The sequence below is a fragment of the Pseudomonas sp. LAIL14HWK12:I7 genome (genome assembly GCF_000483465.1).
Classification (GTDB): domain Bacteria; phylum Pseudomonadota; class Gammaproteobacteria; order Pseudomonadales; family Pseudomonadaceae; genus Aquipseudomonas; species Aquipseudomonas kermanshahensis.
The window spans coordinates 146191-167103 of the sequence record NZ_AXYZ01000009.1 but is presented as its reverse complement, the minus strand read 5'-3'; the positions used below and the strand labels follow the sequence as shown (position 1 = coordinate 167103).

Here is a 20913-nt window from a genome sequence, read left to right as displayed (position 1 = left end):
ATGGATACCTTGAGCTACCTGGGCCAGGGCTTCGGCGTCGCCCTGAGCCCGTACAACCTGGTCACCGCCCTCAGTGGCACCCTGATCGGCACCGTGGTCGGCTTGTTGCCGGGCCTGGGCCCGATCAACGGCGTGGCCTTGCTGATCCCCATCGCCTTTGCCCTGGGCCTGCCGCCTGAGTCGGCGCTGATTCTGCTGGCTGCGGTGTACCTGGGCTGCGAATACGGCGGGCGCATCAGTTCGATCCTGCTGAACATCCCGGGCGAAGCTTCGACCGTGATGACCACCCTCGACGGCTACCCGATGGCCCGCCAGGGCCTGGCAGGCGTTGCCTTGTCGCTGTCTGCCTGGAGTTCGTTCATCGGCGCCTTCATCGCCACCTGCGGCATGGTGCTGTTCGCCCCGCTGCTGGCGAAATGGGCGATCGCCTTCGGCCCGGCGGAATACTTCGTGCTGATGGTGTTCGCCATAGTCGCCTTGGGCGGCATGGCCGGCGACAAACCGTTGAAGACCTTCATCGCTGCGCTGATCGGCCTGTTCCTGTCGGCGGTCGGCATCGACGCCAACAGCGGCGTCTACCGCTTCACCGGTGACAGCGTGCACCTGGCCGACGGCATCCAGTTCGTGGTGCTGGTGCTGGGGCTGTTCTCGATCAGCGAAATCCTCCTGCTGCTGGAAAAGACCCACCATGGCCACCAGGCGGTCAAGGCCACTGGGCGCATGCTGTTCAACGTCAAGGAAGCAGCTTCGGTGTTCGCGGTGAACATCCGCTGCGGCCTGCTTGGCTTCATCATGGGCGTGCTGCCAGGTGCCGGCGCGACCCTGGCCAGCGCCGTGGCCTACATGACCGAGAAGCGTATCGCTGGCGAAAGCGGCAAGTTCGGCAAGGGTGATGCCCGTGGCTTGGCCGCGCCAGAAACCGCCATCGGCGCCTCCTGCTGCGGCGCCTTGGTCCCCATGCTGACCCTCGGCGTGCCTGGTTCGGGCACCACCGCGGTGATGATCGGCGCACTGACCCTGTACAACATCACCCCCGGCCCGCTGTTGTTCGAACAGCAGCCAGACATCGTCTGGGGCCTGATCGCCTCGTTGTTCATCGCCAACATCATGCTGGTGATCCTCAACATCCCGATGATCCGCATCTTCACCCGCATCCTCGCCGTGCCGAACTGGGCGCTGGTGCCGGTGATAGCGATCATCACCGGGATCGGCGTGTATGCCGTGCACGCCACCACCTTCGACCTGTTCCTGATGGTCGGCATCGGCATCATGGGCTACATCCTGCGCAAGCTGGACTTCCCGCTGTCGCCGATACTGCTCGGCTTCATCCTCGGCGGGCTGATGGAGCAGAACCTGCGCCGTGCGCTGTCGATCTCCAACGGTGAGCTGGGCATCCTCTGGTCCAGCCCAATCAGCATGGGCGTGTGGGTACTGGTGGTGTGCATGCTGTGCCTGCCGCTGCTGCGTATCTGGCGCAAGCGCAGCCTGCAGCGCCGGGCCATGGCTGATGCCTGATCGGTCGTTGCCCCTGTATTGGGCTACCGGGCTGGTCGGCCTTGCTGGTGGGTATCTCGCCAGCACGGTCGGCTGGCCTTTGCCCTGGATGGTCGGCGCGTTGTTGGCGATCATCCTGGTGCGCTGCCTGACCCCCTGGCAGCTGTCGGAAATCCCCAATGGGCGCAAATGCGGGCAATGCATCATCGGCCTGGGCATCGGCCTGCACTTCACCCCCGCCGTGATCGAACAGGTGGGCAGCCACTTTCTGCTGATCTTCTTTGGCGCGCTGTTCACTACCCTGTCCAGCGTGATCAGCGTGTGGTTGCTGCGACGTACCGGCGAAGACCGCGCAACCGCCTTCTTTGCCAGCATGCCGGGCGGTTCGGGAGAGATGGTCAACCTGGGCGCGCGCAATGGTGCGGTGCTCAGCCAGGTGGCGGCGGCGCAAAGCCTGCGTGTGTTGGCGGTGGTGCTGTGCGTGCCGGCGCTGTTCAAGTTCTTGATGGGTGACGGTGTACCGCTCAATCATGCCGGCAGTGTGAGCTGGGGCTGGCTAGCGTTGATCGCCCCGCTGGGTATAGCCGCGGGCTTTATCTGGCAGCGGTTGCGCCAGCCCAACCCCTGGCTGTTCGGGCCGCTGCTGGTGGCGGCGACGGTTAGCCTGGCGGGCAACCTGCAGATCGGCCTGCCTGATGGCGCGAGCCAAATCGGCCAGTGGCTGATTGGCAGCGGCCTGGCCTGCCACTTCAACCGCGCGTTTTTCCGCCGCGCACCTTCGTTTCTGGGCCGTACGTTGCTGGCCACGGCGCTGTGCATGTTGATTGCCGGCAGCGCAGCGTGGGGGCTGAGCGTGATGACGGCGCTAGACCTGCGTTCGCTGACCCTGGGGATGATGCCCGGCGGGATTGCGGAGATGAGCCTGACGGCGGAAACCCTGCAGCTGTCGGTGCCGTTGGTGACAGCGCTGCAAGTGATGCGCTTGTTGTTCGTGTTGTTTTTGGCAGAGCCGCTGTTCCGGCTCTGGAACGCAGAAAAAGCCTGAAACACCGCGTCGCCTGCTTCGCGGTGTTTCATGCCATCAAAGCGGCGGCAAGGCCCAGTTGATCGGTGCCAACCCACGCTGCTCGAGGAAGCTGTTGGCCCGGCTGAAGTGCCCGCAACCGAGGAAGCCCCGATACGCCGACAAGGGCGACGGATGCACCGACTTCAGCACCAGGTGCTTGGTGCCATCGATCAGCTTCTGCTTGCCCTGGGCATGCGCGCCCCACAGCAGAAACACCACGTTCGGGCACTGCTCGCTGACCACCTGGATGACCCGGTCGGTAAAGAACTCCCAGCCCTTCTTGGCATGTGAAGCCGCATTGGCGCGCTCCACGGTCATGGTCGTGTTGAGCAGCAGCACGCCTTGCTCGGCCCAGCTCTGCAGGTAGCCGTGGCTGGCGATCGGGATGTTCAGGTCGCGCTGCAGCTCTTTGTAGATATTGACCAGCGACGGCGGCGTGGCAATGCCCGGCTGCACCGAGAAGCACAGGCCATGGGCCTGGCCTGGGCCGTGATACGGGTCCTGGCCGAGGATCACCACCTTGACCTGCTGCAACGGCGTCGAGTTAAGGGCATTGAAGATCAGCGGGCCCGGGGGGTAGATCTCTTTGCCGGCCGCGTGCTCCTGGCGCAGGAATTCGCGCAGCTGATGCATGTAGGGCTGGTCGAATTCGTCGCGCAATGCGGCTTTCCAGCTGGGTTCGAGTTTGATGCGATCGTCGTCAGTCATGGGGCCATCCGTAAACAATGGCGCGACACTAGGTAAGCCTCCTCCGCTTGTCAAACGATCCGACCGACGACCGGCATGATCCCGCAGGCAGGCCATACTTGTGCGATGACCTGCGAGAGGTAGTCCATGTCTATTCATTGCGAGGTACTCACCGGTGCCGATGGCGCCTGTATCGGCATCGCCACCCTGGATGCACCCAAGGCGCTCAATGCGCTGAACCTGCGGATGATCGAAGTGCTCGGCGAGCAGTTGCACGCCTGGGCCCGCGACCCTGGCGTGGTCTGCGTGCTGCTGCGAGGCAATGGCGCCAAGGCGTTCTGTGCCGGGGGCGACGTCAGGGCGCTGGCCCAGGCTTGCCGCGATCACCCGGGCAGCGTGCCGCCGCTGGCCGCCACCTTCTTCGCGGCCGAGTATCGCCTCGATTACCTGCTGCACACCTACCCCAAGCCGCTGCTGTGCTGGGGGCACGGGCATGTGCTGGGTGGCGGCATGGGGCTGCTGCAAGGCGCCAATGTGCGCATCGTCACGCCCAGCAGCCGGCTGGCGATGCCAGAGATCAGCATCGGCCTCTACCCCGACGTCGGTGCCAGCTGGTTCCTCGCCCGCCTGCCGGGCAAGCTGGGGCTGTTTCTGGGGCTGACCGGTGCCCCGATCAATGCCCGCGATGCCCTCGACCTGGGGCTCGCCGATCGTTGCTTCGGCGAGCACCAGCAGGAGGAGCTGATCGAAGAGTTGTTGCAGCTGAACTGGCAGGAGCAGACCGAGTTGCAGCTCAACAGCCTGCTCAAGGCTGAGCAGCATCGCGCCTGCGAGGAGCTACCCGAGGCACAATGGCTGCCCCGGCGCCAAGTGATCGATGAGCTGCTGGATGTCGCCGACCCCGCCGGCGCGTGGCATGCGCTGCAAGGCCTGAAATATCACAACGACCCTCTGCTGGCCGAAGCGGGTGGACGCCTGCATGAGGGCTGCCCGTTGACCGCGCACTTGGTGTGGGAACAGCTCCGCCGGGCCCGGCACCTGTCATTGGCGCAGGTATTCCAGATGGAGTACGGCATGAGCCTGAATTGCTGCCGTCATCCGGAATTCAGCGAAGGGGTGCGCGCGCGCCTGCTGGACAAAGACAATCAACCGCGCTGGCACTGGCCGGATGTGGCACAGGTACCAGCGGCGGTGGTCGAGGCGCATTTTGCCAAGGTCTGGGAGGGGCGCCATCCCCTGGCGGATTTGGATTGATTATCTGCAACCGGGCCGCTGCGCACCCCAATCGCCGGCAAGCCGGCTCCCACAGGTGCGGCGCTAGCCTTGGAGGCTATACAGTACGGGTGGGAGTCGGCTTGCCGGCGATTGGGCCGCACAGCGGCCCCAATTCATCACCGCTGCCAGTTGCGGCCCTGCCCCCGGCCGCCATCTGGCCTGCGGTCACGGTCCCCTCGCCCATTGGAATGCCAACGATCATTCTGATACCGCTGGCTGCCATCGCGATAGTCATGGCGATCACGGTCACGCCTATAGTCATAGCGCTGGCGATTGCCGTAGTCATACCGCGGGTTGCCATGCCACTGGTTCATGCCTGGCTCCGGGTGGGGCCTGTACTGCGGCACCGGCGCCGGGCGGTAATAACGTGGGGCGGGCTGGTAGTAGTAACGCGGCTGCGGCGTTACATAGTAGCGGTCGTATCGGTAATACCCCGGCGACACATAACGGTCGGTGGAGTAGTAATCCGATCGGTAATAGCCCCCGCCGCCATAGTAAGGGGCGCAGGCAGACGTCATCAGACCCAACAGGGCGATCAACAGTATTCGATAGGACATGGCGGCCTCCTGGACCGCTGGAGTGCCCGAACAGCGGCGCTGGCGAGCGTCGATGCAAAACGCGTTCATCGACACTGAATAAGACCGCCATACCGAGGTGCAGTGCCATTTTTGCAATAATTTGAAACAGGTGCGATAACCCTGAAAAACTTGCAGTCATTTACCGGTCATCTCACTAGAATGACCGCCTTGGCACACATCACGGGAAGATCATGCCTGCACGTTCCGCTCTGTTTTCGCAGCGTTCGCTGATCGTCACCCTGCTGATGCTGCTGGCCAGCGGCTTTCTCGCCACTTCCCTGCTCAGCTACTTCGCCTCACGCAGTGCCATTCGCGATGGCATCGTGAATACCGAATTGCCACTGACCTCCGACACGGTCTATTCGGAAATCCAGAAAGACCTGATCCGCCCTGTGCTGATCGCCTCGATGATGGCCCAGGACACCTTCTTGCGGGACTGGGTACTGTCCGGTGAGCAGGACACCCAGCGCATCACCCGCTACCTGGGCGAGATCATGGGCAAGCAGGACATCTTCACCTCGTTCTTCGTCTCCGACCGCAGCCTCACCTACTACCAGGCCAAGGGCGTACTCAAGCAGATCAAGCCCGGCAGCTGGCGCGATGCCTGGTACTTTCGCCTGCGCGACCTCAAGGCGCCCTATGAGATCAACGTCGACCTGGACATGGCCAACCAGGACAGCCTGACAGTGTTCATCAACTACCAGGTGCTGGACTACCAACACCGCTTCATCGGCGCGGCCGGGGTGGGCTTGAGTGTGTCGTCGGTGGTCAAGCTGATCGACGAGTACCAGCGCCGCTACCAACGCTCGGTGCTGTTCACCGATGCCAAGGGCAAGGTCCTGCTGACCGGCTCCGAAGGTGGCCCCCACGGCTTGCGCGTCGGCCAGCCGCTTAGCGACAACCCCGAGCTGAGCGACCTGCTGGCACAGCAACCGGTACCTGGCGAAGGCAGCCACGAATACCGCGACAGCGACAACCACAGCCACTTTCTCAATGTGCGGCACCTGCCCGAGCTGGACTGGTACCTGCTGGTCGACAAGCGCGAAACCGGTACCCTGGACCGCATCCGCCACTCGCTGTACCTGAACCTGGCAATCTGCGCGATGATCACCCTGGTGGTGCTGTTACTGGTGCATGCGATGGTCAAGCGTCACCAGGCCAGCACCGAGGCGCTGGCCACCCTCGACAGCCTCACCGGCCTGCCCAACCGGCGCAGCTTCGACCTGCTGGCCGCCCAGGCCCTGCATGAGGCCCAGCGCGACAGCGGCCCGCTGGTGGCCCTGTTGATCGACCTTGACCACTTCAAGGTGCTCAATGACACCCATGGCCACCTGGCCGGCGACGAAGTGCTGCGCCAGTTCGCCAATGTGCTGCAGGGCAGCCTGCGCCAGTCGGATATACTCTGCCGCTGGGGCGGTGAGGAATTCATCGTGCTGCTGCGAGAGGCAGAAGGCCGGCAAGCGGTGGAAGTGGCGGAAAAAATCCGCCGCCGCACCGAACAGCTGACCTTCAGCTACGACGACCGACCGTTGCGCCTGACCACCAGCATCGGCCTGAGCAGCCTGCAACCGGGCGATACCTTGCATGCCCTGCTGACCCGCGCCGACCGTGCGCTCTATCGTGCCAAGCAGGCCGGCCGCAACCGCGTCTGCAGTGAAGTTTCCGGACCCGACCATGAATGACAGCCAGCACTGCCCCGCCTGCGGTGCCCTCAACCAGTGCAGCCTGGCCGACCCCCGCAGCGCCACGCAGGCCTGTTGGTGCTACAGCGTGACCATCGACCCCGCCGTGCTCCAGGCCCTGCCCGCCGAGTTGCGTGACAAGGCCTGCCTGTGCCCGCGCTGCGCAGCGGTCGAAGCGCAACTGCAGGCAGCGCCGCCCGGCACAAAGCGCTAGACTGCGCGGCTTTTAACTTCAGCCCCCTTCGCCATGCGCCTCGACCGTTTTCTTGCCAACTTGCCCTGCTACAACCGACAGCACGTTCGCCTGCTGCTGGTGCAGCGCCGCGTGCGGGTCGATGGCCAAGTGGCGGTCGACCCGTTGACGGACGTGCGTGAGTTCAGCCGCGTCGAAGTGGATGAGCAACTGCTGCAGGCCGGGCGGCCGGCGCGCTACCTGATGCTCAACAAGCCGACCGGGTGCGTCAGCGCCACCCAGGACCCACAACACCCCACGGTCCTCGAGTTGCTGCCCGCCGAACTGCGCGACGACCTGCACATCGCCGGGCGCCTGGACTTCAACACCACCGGCCTGCTGATCCTGACCAACGACGGCCAATGGTCGCGTCGCCTGACCCAACCAACGACCAAACTGCCCAAACATTACCTGGTCGAGACCGAGGACGAGATTGGCGAGCATTATGCTGCCAAGTTCCACGAAGGCCTGTATTTCGCCTTCGAAAACCTTACCACCCTGCCCGCCCAACTCGACATTCTGGGCCCCCGCCAGGCTCGGCTGGCAATCGTCGAGGGGCGGTACCACCAGGTCAAACGCATGTTTGGCCACTTCGACAACAAGGTGGTGGGGCTGCACCGCGAGAGCATGGGCGCAATTCGCCTGGATCCGGCGTTGGCACCGGGGGCATTCAGGGCGTTGACGACTGAGGAAATCGCCTCGGTCTAGGTTGTTTGCACCGGCCTCTTCGCGGGCAAGCCCGCTCCCACAGGATTGCCACAGCGTTGGAGGCTTGTGCAGTACCTGTGCGGGCTTGCCCGCGAAGAGGCCAGAAAAGGCAACACTGGCAGTGTCACACGACCGCCCGGCGGCCCAAGTCACATTTTTCCCCGAACGGCACTTGCAGGATCCCCAGCCCACTGCTTGAATCCAAATCGTCAGTCTGCATGTGACTCATGAGTCACGCCCGCAGTCGAAGACACCTTTTTGCCGGCCACCCAACGCCTAGATGCCTTGGGGCACGGCAAATTGCCCGCCAAAAACAATACCGTCGACATGTGTGCCAAGGATCGACACAGGGCCCCCGGTTACTCTTCAAGGCAAATGCCTACCTGTCATAAAGAACGTGCACCCTAGGTGACGCGAATACCCTTTTTGCGCCAGGAGTCGATGACATGAGGCCAGAAATCGCTGTACTTGATATCCAAGGTCAGTATCGGGTTTACACGGAGTTCCATCGCGCGGATGCAGCCGAGAAGACGATCATTTTGATCAACGGTTCGCTGGCCACCACGGCCTCGTTCGCCCAGACAGTGCGGAACCTGCACCCACAATTCAACGTCGTGCTGTTCGACCAGCCGTACGCCGGCAAATCCAAACCGCACAACCGCCAGGAACGGCTGATCACCAAGGAGACCGAGGCGCATATCCTCCTTGAGCTGATCGAGCACTTCCAGGCCGATCACGTGATGTCGTTTTCGTGGGGCGGTGCGAGCACGCTGCTGGCGCTGGCGCACCAGCCGCGGCGAGTGAAGAAGGCCGTGGTCAGCTCGTTCTCGCCGGTGATCAACGAACCGATGCGCGACTACCTGGACCGTGGCTGCCAGTACCTGGCCGCCTGTGATCGCTACCAGGTCGGCAACCTGGTCAACGACACCATCGGCAAGCACCTGCCGTCGCTGTTCAAGCGCTTCAACTATCGCCACGTGAGCAGCCTGGACAGCCACGAGTACGCGCAGATGCACTTCCACATCAACGAAGTGCTGCAACATGACTTGGAACGGGCATTGAGTGGTGCGCGCAACATCGATATCCCGGTGCTGTTCATCAACGGCGACCGCGATGAGTACACCACGGCTGAAGATGCGCGCGAGTTTGGTCGCCATGTGGGCAAGAGCCACTTCAGCGTGATTCGCGATGCTGGGCACTTCCTCGACATGGAGACCAAGGCAGCCTGCGAAGACACCCGCAGTGCGCTGCTCGACTTCCTCAAGCCGACCGTGCGTGAGCCACGTCAACGCTACCAGCACGTACAGGGGCAGCATGCACTGGCCATCTGAGCGCCTCGGCGTCCTGTAGCCCTTTACCCGCAGGCTATGGGTCGCCGACAAGCTTTTTATAACCCTTTTTTATAACTTGGGCTTCTAATTCGATGAGGGTTCTGGTAAAAAGTCGAACGCAGACGCGGGTATAGTTTAGTGGCAAAACGAAAGCTTCCCAAGCTTTAGTTGAGGGTTCGATTCCCTCTACCCGCTCCACCTCGCATTCCCGCATGGCGTTCCAGCAACGTCATCGCTGTCAAAAGGGGCCTCGGCTCCTTTTTTCGTTTCTGCCTATTCGTTTTCATGCCCCTTTTGTTGATCTGGCCCATGGCCACTTCCCAGCCGTTGCGCTTGAATGCGCGGCCGGTGAATCCGCTTGCAAGCGAAACGGCTTGAAGCGCATATGCTTGATGGATTCGTGAAACATTTCGAAAGGACCGCGCATGTTTCTGTCCCGCTGGCTACCTGGCCTCGCCAACCTGTTGCACTACCGCCGTGAGTGGTTTCATGCCGACCTGCAGGCTGGGCTTTCGGTGGCGGCTATCCAGATCCCCATCGCCATCGCTTACGCACAAATCGTCGGCCTGCCGCCGCAATATGGCCTGTATGCCTGTGTGCTGCCGATGATGGTGTATGCGCTGATCGGCAGCTCGCGTCAGCTGATGGTCGGCCCGGACGCCGCCACCTGCGCGATGATCGCCGGGGCCGTGGCACCGTTGGCGCTGGGCGACCCGCAGCGTATTGCCGAGCTGTCGGTAATTGTCACCGTGCTGGTGGGCGTGATGCTGATCGGGGCGGGCCTGGCCAGGGCCGGGTTCATCGCCAGCTTCTTCTCACGGCCGATCCTGATCGGCTACCTCAATGGCATTGGCCTGAGCCTGATCGCCGGGCAGTTGTCCAAGGTGGTCGGGTTCAAGATCGAGGGCGACGGGTTCATCCTCAGCTTGGTCAACTTCCTCCAGCGCCTGGGCGAGATTCATGGGGTGACCCTGGCCATCGGCCTGTCCGCGCTGGCGCTGCTGATCTGGCTACCGCAGCGCTACCCACGGCTACCGGCGGCGCTGGTGGCGGTGGCGCTGTTCACGGTTGTGGTAGGCCTGTTCGGCCTGGACCGCTTCGGTGTCGCCATCCTCGGCCCGGTACCGGCCGGCATGCCGCAGCTGGCTTGGCCGCAAAGCAACCTGGCAGAAATGAAAAGCCTGCTGCGCGACGCCCTGGGTATTGCCACCGTCAGTTTCTGCAGCGCCATGCTCACAGCACGCAGTTTTGCCGCACGCCATGGCTACGCCATCAACGCCAACCATGAATTCGTGGCACTCGGGGTGAGCAACCTGGCAGCCGGGATGTCGCAAGGCTTTGCCATCAGCGGCGCCGACTCGCGTACCGCAGTCAACGACATGGTCGGCGGCAAGAGCCAGCTGGTCGGCATCATCGCTGCGCTGGTGATCGCCCTGATCCTGCTGTTCTTCACCGCCCCCATGGCTTGGATCCCCCAGGCGGCGCTGGGGGCCGTGTTGCTGATGGCGGGCTGGGGGCTGATCGACATCAAGTCGCTGAAGAGCATCCGGCGCCTGAGCCGCTTCGAGTTCTGGCTCTGCCTGCTGACCACGGTCGGCGTGCTGGGCCTGGGCGTGCTGCCGGGTATCGTGTTTGCCGTGACCCTGGCGATCCTGCGCCTGCTGTACAGCATCTACCAGCCCACCGACGCAGTGCTGGGCTGGCTGCCGGGCACCGAGGGCCAAGTCGACATCCGCAAGTTCAAGGACGCCCGCACCGTGCCGGGGTTGGTGGTGTACCGCTTCGACGACGCGATCCTGTTCTTCAACGCCGACTACTTCAAGATGCGCCTGCTGGAAGCCGTGCAGAGCCAGGCCCAGCCCAAAGTCGTGCTGTTCGATGCCGAAGCGGTGACCAGCATCGACGTCAGCGGCATTGCCGCGCTGCGCGAAGTCCGCGACACCCTGGCGGCCCAAGGCATCTTCTTCGCCATCGCCCGCGCCCGCGGCACCTTCCTGCGCATGCTGGTGCGCTCAGGGATGGCACGGGAGATGGAGGACAAACTGCTGTTCGGCTCGGTACGCGCCGGGATCCGCGCCTATCGGGTGTGGCGGAACAGGAGTCGCCACGTGTCAACGCCGGAGTAAAACGCGTCAACGTGCTTACGCTGAATCCAGGCCAATCACCCTCTACTGTAGGAGCAGCCTTGTGCTGCGAAGAGGCCAGTGACAACACATACCCTTCGCTGTTAGCGCTGGCCTCATCGCAGCACAAGGCTGCTCCTACAGGGGATGCAGGGCATCAACGGTATTCAGCGCACGCCTGGGAACTGGCCTCACCCGGCCTGCCGATCAGGCTCACCAGGCCACACGGCAGTGACCCGCGCCATTGCAGGTAATCATGCCCCGCGGGGTACTCCACCGCTTCCACTGCATAGCCCTTGGCACGCAACACATCGCGCAGGTGGCGGTTGGTATCCAGAATCGTCGGGCCTTCGAACAGCCCCGATTGCAGGTAAAAACGCAGCGGCTTGGGGGTTGCCTTGACGTACTCACGGGTCAGCCAGCCTGGCTCTTCCCCGTCCTTGGCCCACCAGTACGACCCCGACAGGCTCAGCACATTGCCGAACAGCTCAGGGTGCATCAGGCCCAGGTAGGACGCGGCCAGCCCCCCGTAGCTGGAGCCGGCGATGACCGTACGGGCCGCGGGTGCACTCAAGCCGTGTTGTCGCGCCCAGGGCATTAGTTGTTCGGCCATGAAACGGGCGAACCGTGGGTTGGGGGGCAGTTCCTGTTGGCGGCTGAGGTCGCTGGGGTTGGCGATGATGATGGCTGCCGTAGGTGGGATCAGGCCATCGGCGATCAGGTTGTCGAGAAGGGTCGGCGTAGGCACTTGGCGGGTATAGGCGTGGGCGTCGAACAGCACCAGCAAGGCCTGGCCTGCAGCACCCTGGCGCCAGCCAGCCGGTCGGTACAGGTAGACATCGCGCGTGTTGCCCAGCACGTCGCTGGCCAGGCGCTTGCGTTCGAGCGTGCCACGGGCGATACCCGGCCGCTCGGCTACCCAGGGTTGCGGCGGCGCATCCGGCAATTCCAGGCGTGAACGCGACAGCCAGGCATCACCGCTGCTGTCGGCGAAGGTGGCAGGGTTGAGCGGGTCGCGGCGCGTGGTGGCAAGAATCACCCGGCGGTCATCCGACGGTGGCACATCAGGCGCCATTTGGTAGCTGAGCCGGGTGCTGGCCGGGACCTCGAAACTGGCGTACCAGACATCGCTGGTGCCAAGCCGTTGCAGCGCTTCGTGACGGCCCGAAGGCGCGCCGAACATCCGCACATTGTGCTGGGCGCCGCGCCACAGAAACGTTACCAGGCGCTGCTGCGGCTGGCCCGGTAGCCGCTCGACCAGTGGCGTGCCCTGGGCCTTTCGCGCGTTCCAGAACGCCTCGGTATCACCGCCCTGGGCAAGCTGCCCGGCCAACTCGGCCAGGGCCGGGCTGGCCAACCGTGGTGGGCTCTGCTGCTGCTCGGCACGCGCCAGTACCTGCTCCAGGCGCAGGCTGAAAGGGGCGCCCGGGCGCCCGTCCAGTGGCTCTGCACGCAAGCCATATGCACCCGGGCTGTCGGCGACAAAGATGAACGCGCGCGGCTGGTCCTGGCCGTCGATCAACAGGCGCAAGGGCCTGCCCTGCGGGTCCAGCAGGCGCAGGCTGACGTCGCCGTCGACCCGGCCGCGCACCAGGTCGCCCGCCTTGAGCCCAACGTGCCAGACCGTGCTGCCTGCCGCCACGGCCTGGCCGTTGACAGCCTGACCGGGCTGCAGCGTGGCTTCGCTTGCAGCCTGCGCCACGGCGCTGGTCAACGCCAGCAGCAAGGCGCAACGGATGAGAGGAATGCGGTTCATGCGCACCTCAGAAGTCGATGCTGGCGGACAGCTTCAAGGTGCGCGGTTCGCTGACGGTGGCATACCCCGGGTTGAACACCCCCGCCCAGTAGGCACGATTCTCGACGTTCTCCAGGCTGGCGCGCAGGGTCACGTCCTTGCTCAGCACGCGGGTGGCGTAGCGCGCGCCCAGGTCGTAGCGCGTCCATTGTGGGATTTTCAGCGTGTTCTCGTCGTCCAGGTACTGCGAGCTGCTGTGAATGCCCAGTGCCGTCAGGGTCAGGCCATCGACCCAGGGCAGGTCCCACTCGGCGCCGAGGTTGGCCGACCAGGCCGGTACACCGCGGGCGGTGTTGCCATCCAGGGTACCGTTGGCCGTCTTGCTCAGTTCGGCGCGGGTGTAGGTCACCCCGCCCAGCAGGCGTACGCCAGGGGCGGCTTCACCGAACATGTTCCATTCCACGCCACGGTTGCGCTGCTCGCCATCATCGGTGTACCAGAAGGTGTCGCCGCGGGTGTTCTTGACCATGCTGGGTTTCTCGATCTGGAACACTGCCAGGGTATGGCTGAACGTGCCCAGGTCCCACTTCACGCCCGCTTCCATCTGCTTGGCCACGTACGGCGCAAATTGCTCGTCCTTGTTCAGGGCCCCTACCTCGGTCACCGTGCCACCTTGGGTCAGGCCTTCGATGTAGTTGGCGTACAGCGACACCGGCGCATCCCAAGGCTTGACCACGATGCCAAAGGCCGGGGTCAGTTTGCGTTCGTCATAGGCCGTTGGTTTGCTCATCTTCTGCCGAACCCGCTGGGCACGCGCACCCAGGGTCAGCAACACACGCTCGTCGAAGAAACCGAGGGTGTCGGCCAGGGCGAAGCTGGACAAGGTATTGTCGCCGGTCTTGTCGTTCGAGCCGTGATCACCGGCAATCACCCCTTTGACCGGGCGATAGAGGTTGGTGTCGTAGGTGGCGCCGGTGACCGTGGGCGCTCGGCCGATGTCCTGGTGCAGCAGCGACGTCGTCAACACCAGCTGGTGGGTGACCGGCCCCGTCATGAAGTTGCCACGCAGGCCGGCCTCGCTGGCCAGGCTGTGGGTGTAGCCGGCCTGGTTGTATGTCTGCCCCTTGGCGCTGCCATCGGCCGCCTGTACTCGGATGCGGGTGCCGTTCAGGAAGCCGTCGTAGTACGTGCGCGCCCCACCCACACTGGCAAATGCCGTCCAGTCGTCGTTGAGCTGGTACTCGCCACGCAGCACCACTGCCTTGCTGACTTGTTTGGCATAGATGCCTTCCAGCACGTTGGTATCGGGCTTGGGCGCCTTGGTCACGTAGCCCAACTCGCTGAAGCCCGCCATCATCGGGCTGCCGTTGTCGAGTTTCTCATGGGTCTCGTAGGCATCCAATTCGAGCTTGAAGTCGTCACCTCGGTAATCCAGCGCCAGGGCGGCCAGCGTGCGGTCCTTGGATTGTTCGTCGACGCCCATGTCGCCACTGCCATACACCCCATTGAAGCGGACACCAAAGCGCCCATCCGCAAAGCGTCGGGCCACGTCGATGTGCTGGGCAAAGTAGCCGTCGGAAACGTAGCTTGTGGTCAGCCGGGTCAGTGGAGCATCGCCGGCACGCTTGGGTACCAGGTTGACATTGCCGCCCACCCCGCCATTGGGCGCCATGCCGCTGAGCAATGCGCTTGGGCCTTTAAGCACTTCGACCCGTTCGAGGAATTCGGTCGGCACATGGCCATCCGGCGCCAGGCCGTACAGGCCATTTACCGCCAGCTCCGAGGATTCCAGGCCATAGCCACGGATCATGAAGTTCTCGTAGGCATGGCCTTCGCCGGTGCTGAAGCGGATCGACGGGTCATTGCGCAACACGGCGCCAACCGTGCCGCTCTGCTGGTCGGCGATGGTCTTGGCGGTGTAGGCGGTGATGTTGAATGGCGTGTCCATGATGTCGCGATTGCCCAGCATGCCAAGCCGTGCACCGCGCGCCACCTGGCCGCCGCTGTAGGCCTCGGGCAGTTCACTGTTGAAACCGGCGGCGTTGACGTTGGTGGCGCCGAGGGTCAAGGCGCCGTCCTCGGCGGTGCTGCGCAGGGTCACCACGCCGTTGTGCTCCTCGGCCACCAGGTCGGTGCCGATCAGCAACTGCTGCAAGGCTTGCAGCACGCTGAAGCGCCCGTGCAGGGCAGGCGCATTGCGGCCCGCGAGTACCCGGCTGTCAGCGGCAATGGCCACACCGGACTGGCGGGCAAGCGCGTGCACCGTGGTTTCCAGCGATTGGCTCGGAAAATCCAGGGCCAGTGGCTGGCTGTCAGCCAGGGCCATGCCCGGCGACAACAGGCTGCCCAAGGCACAGGCCAGGGCCAGGTGGCGCAGTGGCACGGATAAACGGGTGGAGGCGAACGACATGAAGGGTCCTTGCTCTTGGAGGGGTTCACCGTTGATGACGCCGCTCCTGCGGCTTACCCCTCAAAACTTTTTTCAGCGCGCCAACAGTTCCACCCTGCCCTGCCGTTCGCTCAGGCGCACCGGCAGAATGCGTGGCAACGCATCCAGCAGTTTCTGCGGCTGGTCGATGGGGAAGCTGCCGGTCAGCTTCAGTTCGGCGACTTCCGGCGCCAGCAGCACGGGCCGCGGCAGATAGGCATTGAGCTCGCCGATCACTTCACGCAGCGACTGGTCGGTGTAAGACCACCAACCGCGTTGCCAATGGTCGACGTCCGGGCCGAGCTGCCCCTGCGCATGCAGGCTGCTCAGGCGCCCCTGACCATCAATGCAGACGCGTTCGCCAGCGCCAAGGGTGCGCTCGCCACCGTGCAGGTCACGCACCTGCACACGGCCGCGGGCCACCGCCACGAACACCCGGTCACCCCGGTCGCTGACCGTGAAGGCGGTGCCCAGCACCTGCACACTGCCCACACGGGTGCTGATATGGAAGGGCCGCCAGTGCTCATGGGCGACGTCGAAGAAGACATTGCCGTGCAACAGCATCACCTGGCGCTGGCCATGGTCGAAGCGGATACGCAGGTTGCTCTCGGCCGCCACCAGCAGTTGGCTGCCATCGGGCAAGGCCAGGCTGCGGGGCTGTTCGCCGTGCGCGGTCTGCAGGTCTTGGTGTAATGCAGCGGTGCGCTGCCACATCCAGCCCAGCCAGCCACCTGCCGCCAGCAGTACCGCCAACGCGCCGCCCTGGCGCAACAGGCGCCGACGGCCCGGGTCATGCGGCTGCGGCTGCAGGGCGCCGCGCAATTGCGGCGCCAGGCGATGCACCAGTTGCCAGCGCTGCTCGGCCTCATGCCAGGCGCGCTCATGTTCGTCGCTCTTACGCCGCCAGCGCAGCGCCTGGCCGCTGGCTTCGCGCACACGCGTGGGGTCGTCGCCATGCATCGCCGCGAGGTAGACCAAGGCCTGTTGCACCTTGCGTGCGGCAACCGGGTCAGCCATGGCGGCTGGCCAGGCGCAGTTCGGAGAGGTCGAATACCGCGCGGGCGATGTGCAGTTCCACCGACTTGGCCGACAGCGCCAGCGCCTCACACACCTCGCGATGGCGCTGGCCATACAGCCGCACCCGCACGAACACTTCGCGGCGCAGGCGCGGCATGCGCTCGATCAGTGCAATCAGTTGCTGCAACTGCTCGCGCGCGATCAGGATGTCCTCGACGCTGGGGCTCAAGCCGTCGACGCGCACCAGCCAATCCTCCAGCGCCGCCAACTCGGTGCTGCGCCGCCGGTACTGATCGATGCACAAGTTACGCGCCGCCTGGAACAACAACGCGCGCGCATTGAGCACCGGCGCATTCAGCGCGTGGGCATAGGCCTGGGCAAAGCTGGACTGAGCGATGTCAGCGGCGTCGTCGGGGTTGCGCAGGCGCCCGCTGAGGTAGCGACGCAGGTCACTGTAGTTGGCCAGCAGATCATCGACGACCGCCTGCAAGGCCGGCGCAGGGCCGCTCCAGGGTGTGGAAAAGGATGTCATTGAAGGTGAGCGTCGCTAATAGGAATCCGTATCATTCTCACACATGACTTCTTGTCCTCGCCAGCCTCAATCACCTAGCGCTTGAATGACATGCTACAGTCGCCCCGTTTTCCGCTCCGCCCAACGGACCCCGCATGCCCGCACTTGACGCTTACCTCACCCCCTGGCCAGAACTCGACCAACGCCACCCTTGCGACGCCCTGCTGCTGGGCAACGGCGCCAGCCGTGCACTGTGGAAGCCGTTTGGCTATTTCTCGCTGTTCGAGGAAGCGCAGCGCGCGGGCCGCAAAAAAGGCCTGGCGATCAGCGACCAAGCCTTGTTCAAGTCACTCGCCACCGAATTGTTCGAGCCCGTGCTCAGCGTCCTCAACAGCACGGTGCGGGTCAACGCGGCCCTGGCCATCAACTCCACGGCACCGCTGAACCGCTACTACTCGATCAAGGAAGCGCTGATTCATGCCGTGCGCACGGTGCACCTGCCATGGCCTTTGATGCCAGCCGCCACGCTGGCCATGTTGAACCAGGCCTTGCGCGGCTATCGCAACGTCTACACCAGCAACTACGACCTGATCGTGCCTTGGGCCGTGCAGCACGCCCCCCAAGGTTTTGCCGAGTTGTTCGACGAGCAAGGCTTTTTCGACGTACGCCGCACCCGCAGTGAAGGCACCCGCGTGCTGCACCTGCATGGCGGCCTGCACCTGTTGAAACTGCCGGATGGCACCACCCGCCAACGCAGCGCAGAGAGCGCCGAGTTGCTCGATGGCTTTGCCGTGAACATTCCGGGTGAAGTGCCCTTGTTCATCAATGAAGACCGCAGCGACGAAAAGCTGCGCGCCATTCGTCACTCGGACTACCTCAGCTGGTGCTTGGCGCAATTGGCCCAGGAACGCCAGGGGCTATGCCTGTTCGGGCAGCATCTGGACAGCAGTGACCAGCACCTGGTCGAGGCGGTTCGACAGGCACAACCTCGCCATTTGTCGATTGCCATTCGGCCGTTGGGGGAGGCGTCGGTGATCAATCAGAAGCAGCACTTCATCGACCGGTTCGGGGATTTACCGGCGACTGCGCTGCACTTTTTCGATGCGAGTACGCACCCGCTGGGGTTGGCTGACTTGGCGATCGACGTGCCGGCTGCTCGGCGTTGAGGTGAGCTCGGGCTTAGGTTCAACAGGCCAAGTTCGTTGAATGGCCAAAAACCCGCTCATAGGCACTCGATACATTGATCGTCATCGCTACGCGAGCCAGCTCAAGGGTTTGCTGGCCGATAGCATAGCTTCCGCGTGCCTGTAACCAGACCAGAACCTCAGCCAGGTGCCAAAGCGAAGTACTGCCCTCGTGAATAGGTGCCGGAAAACTATGGCTGTGCGCGAGCATTAATTTACGCATGTTCTGGCGCGATACGCCTACCATTTCGGCTACATCGGTAAGCCCGACGAGGTCTGGGGTTGCCTCGATCAGGCGCGCGGCAGGCACTGCTTCACGAACACCGTCAAGGGCGCTATGTATGGCTTCTCTGGCCGTTGAAGCCTCGCGCACAAACGCCAGCGCCAAACGACCGGGCTGCCCTACCCCAACCAAAGCGTCGTCACAACCCGCCTTGGCCAGACGCTCCAACAGCGCATCGGTATCTTCGTTTTCGTTCAGTTGATACTTCAGGGTGAACTCATATTCCATCGCTACTGCTCCTCGGCAGCATGTGCTGCGCCCTTCGTCATCCTGCCGCCAGAACAGTTTTCCACCACACGCCGTAGCTGGCGTGCAAAGTTGCCTGGGCTCTTTGGACCTCCTTCTTGGCATGACTGGGGCGTGACATCAGCTTGTCTCCAGTGTGGGCTCGCAATGACAAGGTTGTCAAACGACAACCATGAATACCTTGCAGGTGCACGCCACACTACAGACTTCTTCACGTCAAACACCGTCGCGAGGTGCTCTGGAGAAATTTCCTACCCACGTTCAGGATCAGCGCTCAACGAGCATTCAGATCAACCCATCCCCCCGCAACAACGTCTCCAGGCAATGCTCCTGCACCCCATAAAACCCCTTGAGTTGCGCAATCTTCTCCAGCAGCGCCGCGTTATCCACCGGCTGTTTGCGCTTCACCGCAAGAATCATCTTGTTCTTGTTGGTGTGTTCCAACGAAATGAACTCGAACACCTTGGTTTCATAACCACAGGCTTCCAGGTACAGCGCGCGCAGGCTGTCAGTGAGCATCTCGGCCTGCTGCCCCAGGTGCAACCCATACTGCAGCATCGGCTGTAGCAAGCCTGGGCTGTGCAGTTGCGGGCGGATCTGTTTGTGGCAGCACGGCGAGCACATGATGATCGCGGCGTTGCAGCGGATGCCGGTGTGGATGGCGTAGTCGGTGGCGATGTCGCACGCGTGCAGGGCGATCATCACCTCGATGGCTTCGGGCACCACGCTGCGTACATCGCCGCACTGGAATTCTAGGCCCGGGTGGTCCAGGCGCGAGGCCGCGGCGTTGCACAGGTCGACCATTTCCTGGCGCAGCTCCACGCCGGTCACCTGGGCGTCGCGGCCCAGCGTGTTGCGCAGGTAGTCGTGCATGGCGAAGGTCAGGTAACCCTTGCCCGAGCCAAAGTCGGCTACGCGCAGGGCCTGTTCGGCCGGCAGCGGCGCGCTGGCCAGGGCGTGCTCGAACACCTCGATGAACTTGTTGATCTGCTTCCACTTGCGCGACATCGACGGGATCAGCGCACCTTGCGCATCGGTCACGCCCAGGTCACGCAAAAAGGGCCGCGACAGCTCCAGGTAACGCTTTTTCTCCCGGTCATGGCCACTGCTCGCAGCCGCATCACGCGGCGCCTGAGCGCCGTGGCGCTGGAGCATGGGCTTGCCTTTCTTGCTGAAGGTCAGCTGCACTTCGCCGTCCGCATCGAACAGGTGAGCATTGCGAAAGCTGTCAGGCAGCAGCTCGGCAACCAGCGCTTCGGCCTGCTCCAGTGGCAGGTTGCGGGTGATGTCACGGGTCTGGTGGCGATACACCAGTGACAGGCAGGGCTGGCCCTTGACCTGCAGTGGCTTGGCGATGATCCGCTGCAGGGTCTGATCGGCACCCACATGGCGCGCCAGCACCAGTTTGACCAAGGTATTGCCGTGCAGGGCAGCGCTCAGCAGCTCAAGGAACTGGGCGCGCGCCTCTGGCGCGGTGGAAGCGGAAGGACTGGCGGACATGAAAAACGGTGCCTCGAGTTGCGGGGAGCGCGTTGCGCAATGCCACGCATTCTACAGGTGTGAGGCTGGCCCCCCAATCCATACGCCCGCTTTTGTCAGTCCAGAATCACCAAACGGTTGGGCAGTTCGTTGCGGGCATGGGTGCGCGGCACGTGCTCACTGAGCAACTCACCGCAGGCGTCGATGCAATCGACAAAGCCTTGCAAGGTCCGGCCCTGACGCACCTGTTCGGCAAAGCGCCCTACGATGGCCGAGCGGGCGCTAGCATCGAGGTATTGCTCGACCCCTTGGTCGACCAGGATTTCCACATGCCGCTCCGCTTCGCTGACGAAAATCAGCACCCCCGTGGCACCGCGGGTGCGCTGCAGGTTCTGCTCGCGAAACTGCTGGCGGGCCAGGCTCGACGCCCGCCAGCGGCGCCAGGCACGCGGGATCAGCCAGCCGGCCAGGCGCGGGTGGCGCAGCAGCAGGCACAAGCCGATGAACAGCACGACGTTGGCCACCAGCAAGCCACGGATACCGGGCCAGCCCAGCAGCATCTGCAGCAAGCCCGGCACGGCCAGCGCCAGCACCGCGGCCCAGAACAGTGGCAGGTAGGCATAATCGTCGGCACGGCGGGCCAGCACCGTTACCAGTTCGGCATCGGTACGCCGTTCGGCACGGGCAATGGCTTCGGCGATCTGACGTTGATCGTATTCGTTGAGGGGGGTCATGCCAGCGGTCTCTCGATCGTTCTTATTGTTGTTGTCCAGGCATTCAGGGTGCCATCGGCCGCCGACATATTCAGGCATAATCCGCCGCTGGAAGAATCGCCCCCGAACTGTACAACAATA

18 protein-coding genes and 1 tRNA gene are annotated in these 20913 nt (G+C 63.7%); 10 read left to right on the top strand and 9 right to left on the bottom strand.

The window, feature by feature from the left end; genetic code table 11:
• Together D886_RS0111820 and D886_RS0111815 are read left to right on the top strand one after the other, a co-directional pair.
• Positions 1-1515 carry a tripartite tricarboxylate transporter permease gene (locus D886_RS0111820; RefSeq protein WP_027594133.1) on the top strand — a complete coding sequence of 505 codons (1515 nt, stop codon included), beginning with the start codon at positions 1-3 and terminating at the stop codon, positions 1513-1515.
• Complete coding sequence (locus D886_RS0111815; protein ID WP_027594132.1) at positions 1508-2539, top strand: AbrB family transcriptional regulator; 1032 nt, start codon at positions 1508-1510, stop codon at positions 2537-2539. The genes D886_RS0111820 and D886_RS0111815 overlap by 8 nt, the downstream gene beginning before the upstream one ends.
• A 36-nt stretch (positions 2540-2575) precedes the next feature.
• On the opposite strand, the gene ung is transcribed toward D886_RS0111815, so the two are convergent.
• On the bottom strand, positions 2576-3268 hold the full coding sequence (gene ung, locus D886_RS0111810) for a uracil-DNA glycosylase (RefSeq protein ID WP_027594131.1): 693 nt from the start codon (positions 3266-3268) through the stop codon (positions 2576-2578).
• Between the two features lie 126 nt (positions 3269-3394).
• On the opposite strand from ung, the gene D886_RS0111805 reads away from it, so the two are divergent.
• Entirely contained in the window at positions 3395-4501 is a 1107-nt protein-coding gene (locus D886_RS0111805) for an enoyl-CoA hydratase/isomerase family protein (RefSeq protein WP_027594130.1), read from the top strand.
• A 137-nt stretch (positions 4502-4638) separates the two neighbouring features.
• Here the strand turns inward: D886_RS0111805 and D886_RS0111800 are convergent, their stop codons facing one another.
• Positions 4639-5079 carry a hypothetical protein gene (locus tag D886_RS0111800; protein ID WP_027594129.1) on the bottom strand — a complete coding sequence of 147 codons (441 nt, stop codon included), beginning with the start codon at positions 5077-5079 and terminating at the stop codon, positions 4639-4641.
• Between the two features lie 212 nt (positions 5080-5291).
• On the opposite strand from D886_RS0111800, the gene D886_RS0111795 reads away from it, so the two are divergent.
• The 6 genes from D886_RS0111795 to D886_RS0111770 all read left to right on the top strand — a co-directional run bounded on the left by D886_RS0111795 (position 5292) and on the right by D886_RS0111770 (position 11179).
• Positions 5292-6782 carry a sensor domain-containing diguanylate cyclase gene (locus tag D886_RS0111795; RefSeq protein WP_027594128.1) on the top strand — a complete coding sequence of 497 codons (1491 nt, stop codon included), beginning with the start codon at positions 5292-5294 and terminating at the stop codon, positions 6780-6782.
• Entirely contained in the window at positions 6775-6996 is a 222-nt protein-coding gene (locus tag D886_RS0111790; protein ID WP_027594127.1) for a cysteine-rich CWC family protein, read from the top strand. Before D886_RS0111795 ends, D886_RS0111790 begins: the two co-directional genes overlap by 8 nt.
• 33 nt (positions 6997-7029) lie before the next feature.
• On the top strand, positions 7030-7722 hold the full coding sequence (locus D886_RS0111785) for a pseudouridine synthase (RefSeq protein ID WP_027594126.1): 693 nt from the start codon (positions 7030-7032) through the stop codon (positions 7720-7722).
• Between the two features lie 446 nt (positions 7723-8168).
• Positions 8169-9053, top strand: a complete 885-nt coding sequence (locus D886_RS0111780) for an alpha/beta fold hydrolase (protein ID WP_027594125.1) — start codon at positions 8169-8171, stop codon at positions 9051-9053.
• Between the two features lie 124 nt (positions 9054-9177).
• Positions 9178-9251, top strand: a tRNA-Gly gene (locus tag D886_RS0111775).
• Between the two features lie 227 nt (positions 9252-9478).
• Complete coding sequence (locus D886_RS0111770) at positions 9479-11179, top strand: SulP family inorganic anion transporter (RefSeq protein ID WP_027594124.1); 1701 nt, start codon at positions 9479-9481, stop codon at positions 11177-11179.
• Between the two features lie 154 nt (positions 11180-11333).
• Here D886_RS0111770 and D886_RS26920 read toward each other — a convergent pair whose 3' ends face one another.
• The 4 genes from D886_RS26920 to D886_RS0111750 form a co-directional block, all read right to left on the bottom strand.
• Positions 11334-12932, bottom strand: a complete 1599-nt coding sequence (locus D886_RS26920; RefSeq protein WP_081717486.1) for an alpha/beta hydrolase-fold protein — start codon at positions 12930-12932, stop codon at positions 11334-11336.
• 7 nt (positions 12933-12939) lie between these two features.
• Positions 12940-15321: a TonB-dependent receptor gene (locus D886_RS0111760; RefSeq protein ID WP_027594123.1), complete on the bottom strand. Its 2382-nt coding sequence runs from the start codon at positions 15319-15321 to the stop codon at positions 12940-12942.
• 72 nt (positions 15322-15393) lie between these two features.
• Positions 15394-16356: a FecR family protein gene (locus tag D886_RS0111755; protein WP_027594122.1), complete on the bottom strand. Its 963-nt coding sequence runs from the start codon at positions 16354-16356 to the stop codon at positions 15394-15396.
• Positions 16349-16888, bottom strand: coding sequence for an RNA polymerase sigma factor (locus tag D886_RS0111750; protein WP_027594121.1), 540 nt, complete (start codon positions 16886-16888; stop codon positions 16349-16351). The genes D886_RS0111755 and D886_RS0111750 overlap by 8 nt, the downstream gene beginning before the upstream one ends.
• 134 nt (positions 16889-17022) lie before the next feature.
• Here D886_RS0111750 and D886_RS0111745 point away from each other — a divergent pair, with 134 nt between their 5' ends.
• Positions 17023-18033: a DUF4917 family protein gene (locus D886_RS0111745; RefSeq protein WP_027594120.1), complete on the top strand. Its 1011-nt coding sequence runs from the start codon at positions 17023-17025 to the stop codon at positions 18031-18033.
• Between the two features lie 19 nt (positions 18034-18052).
• Here D886_RS0111745 and D886_RS0111740 read toward each other — a convergent pair whose 3' ends face one another.
• The 3 genes from D886_RS0111740 to D886_RS0111730 form a co-directional block, all read right to left on the bottom strand.
• Positions 18053-18562, bottom strand: coding sequence for an AlpA family transcriptional regulator (locus tag D886_RS0111740; RefSeq protein ID WP_027594119.1), 510 nt, complete (start codon positions 18560-18562; stop codon positions 18053-18055).
• Positions 18563-18865: 303 nt separating this feature from the next.
• The gene (locus D886_RS0111735) at positions 18866-20080 is read right to left on the bottom strand and encodes an SAM-dependent methyltransferase (RefSeq protein WP_027594118.1); all 1215 of its coding nucleotides are present in this window, start codon (positions 20078-20080) and stop codon (positions 18866-18868) included.
• Positions 20081-20175: 95 nt separating this feature from the next.
• Positions 20176-20793, bottom strand: coding sequence for a TPM domain-containing protein (locus tag D886_RS0111730; RefSeq protein ID WP_027594117.1), 618 nt, complete (start codon positions 20791-20793; stop codon positions 20176-20178).
• Positions 20794-20913: the final 120 nt, after the last annotated feature.

Coding starts and splice junctions, on each gene's coding strand:
- D886_RS0111820 (WP_027594133.1), top strand. CDS start 1: ATGGATACCTTGAGCTACCTGGGCCAGGGCTTCGGCGTCGCCCTGAGC.
- D886_RS0111815 (WP_027594132.1), top strand. CDS start 1,508: ATGCCTGATCGGTCGTTGCCCCTGTATTGGGCTACCGGGCTGGTCGGC.
- ung (WP_027594131.1), bottom strand. CDS start 3,268: ATGACTGACGACGATCGCATCAAACTCGAACCCAGCTGGAAAGCCGCA.
- D886_RS0111805 (WP_027594130.1), top strand. CDS start 3,395: ATGTCTATTCATTGCGAGGTACTCACCGGTGCCGATGGCGCCTGTATC.
- D886_RS0111800 (WP_027594129.1), bottom strand. CDS start 5,079: ATGTCCTATCGAATACTGTTGATCGCCCTGTTGGGTCTGATGACGTCT.
- D886_RS0111795 (WP_027594128.1), top strand. CDS start 5,292: ATGCCTGCACGTTCCGCTCTGTTTTCGCAGCGTTCGCTGATCGTCACC.
- D886_RS0111790 (WP_027594127.1), top strand. CDS start 6,775: ATGAATGACAGCCAGCACTGCCCCGCCTGCGGTGCCCTCAACCAGTGC.
- D886_RS0111785 (WP_027594126.1), top strand. CDS start 7,030: ATGCGCCTCGACCGTTTTCTTGCCAACTTGCCCTGCTACAACCGACAG.
- D886_RS0111780 (WP_027594125.1), top strand. CDS start 8,169: ATGAGGCCAGAAATCGCTGTACTTGATATCCAAGGTCAGTATCGGGTT.
- D886_RS0111770 (WP_027594124.1), top strand. CDS start 9,479: ATGTTTCTGTCCCGCTGGCTACCTGGCCTCGCCAACCTGTTGCACTAC.
- D886_RS26920 (WP_081717486.1), bottom strand. CDS start 12,932: ATGAACCGCATTCCTCTCATCCGTTGCGCCTTGCTGCTGGCGTTGACC.
- D886_RS0111760 (WP_027594123.1), bottom strand. CDS start 15,321: ATGTCGTTCGCCTCCACCCGTTTATCCGTGCCACTGCGCCACCTGGCC.
- D886_RS0111755 (WP_027594122.1), bottom strand. CDS start 16,356: ATGGCTGACCCGGTTGCCGCACGCAAGGTGCAACAGGCCTTGGTCTAC.
- D886_RS0111750 (WP_027594121.1), bottom strand. CDS start 16,888: ATGACATCCTTTTCCACACCCTGGAGCGGCCCTGCGCCGGCCTTGCAG.
- D886_RS0111745 (WP_027594120.1), top strand. CDS start 17,023: ATGCCCGCACTTGACGCTTACCTCACCCCCTGGCCAGAACTCGACCAA.
- D886_RS0111740 (WP_027594119.1), bottom strand. CDS start 18,562: ATGGAATATGAGTTCACCCTGAAGTATCAACTGAACGAAAACGAAGAT.
- D886_RS0111735 (WP_027594118.1), bottom strand. CDS start 20,080: ATGTCCGCCAGTCCTTCCGCTTCCACCGCGCCAGAGGCGCGCGCCCAG.
- D886_RS0111730 (WP_027594117.1), bottom strand. CDS start 20,793: ATGACCCCCCTCAACGAATACGATCAACGTCAGATCGCCGAAGCCATT.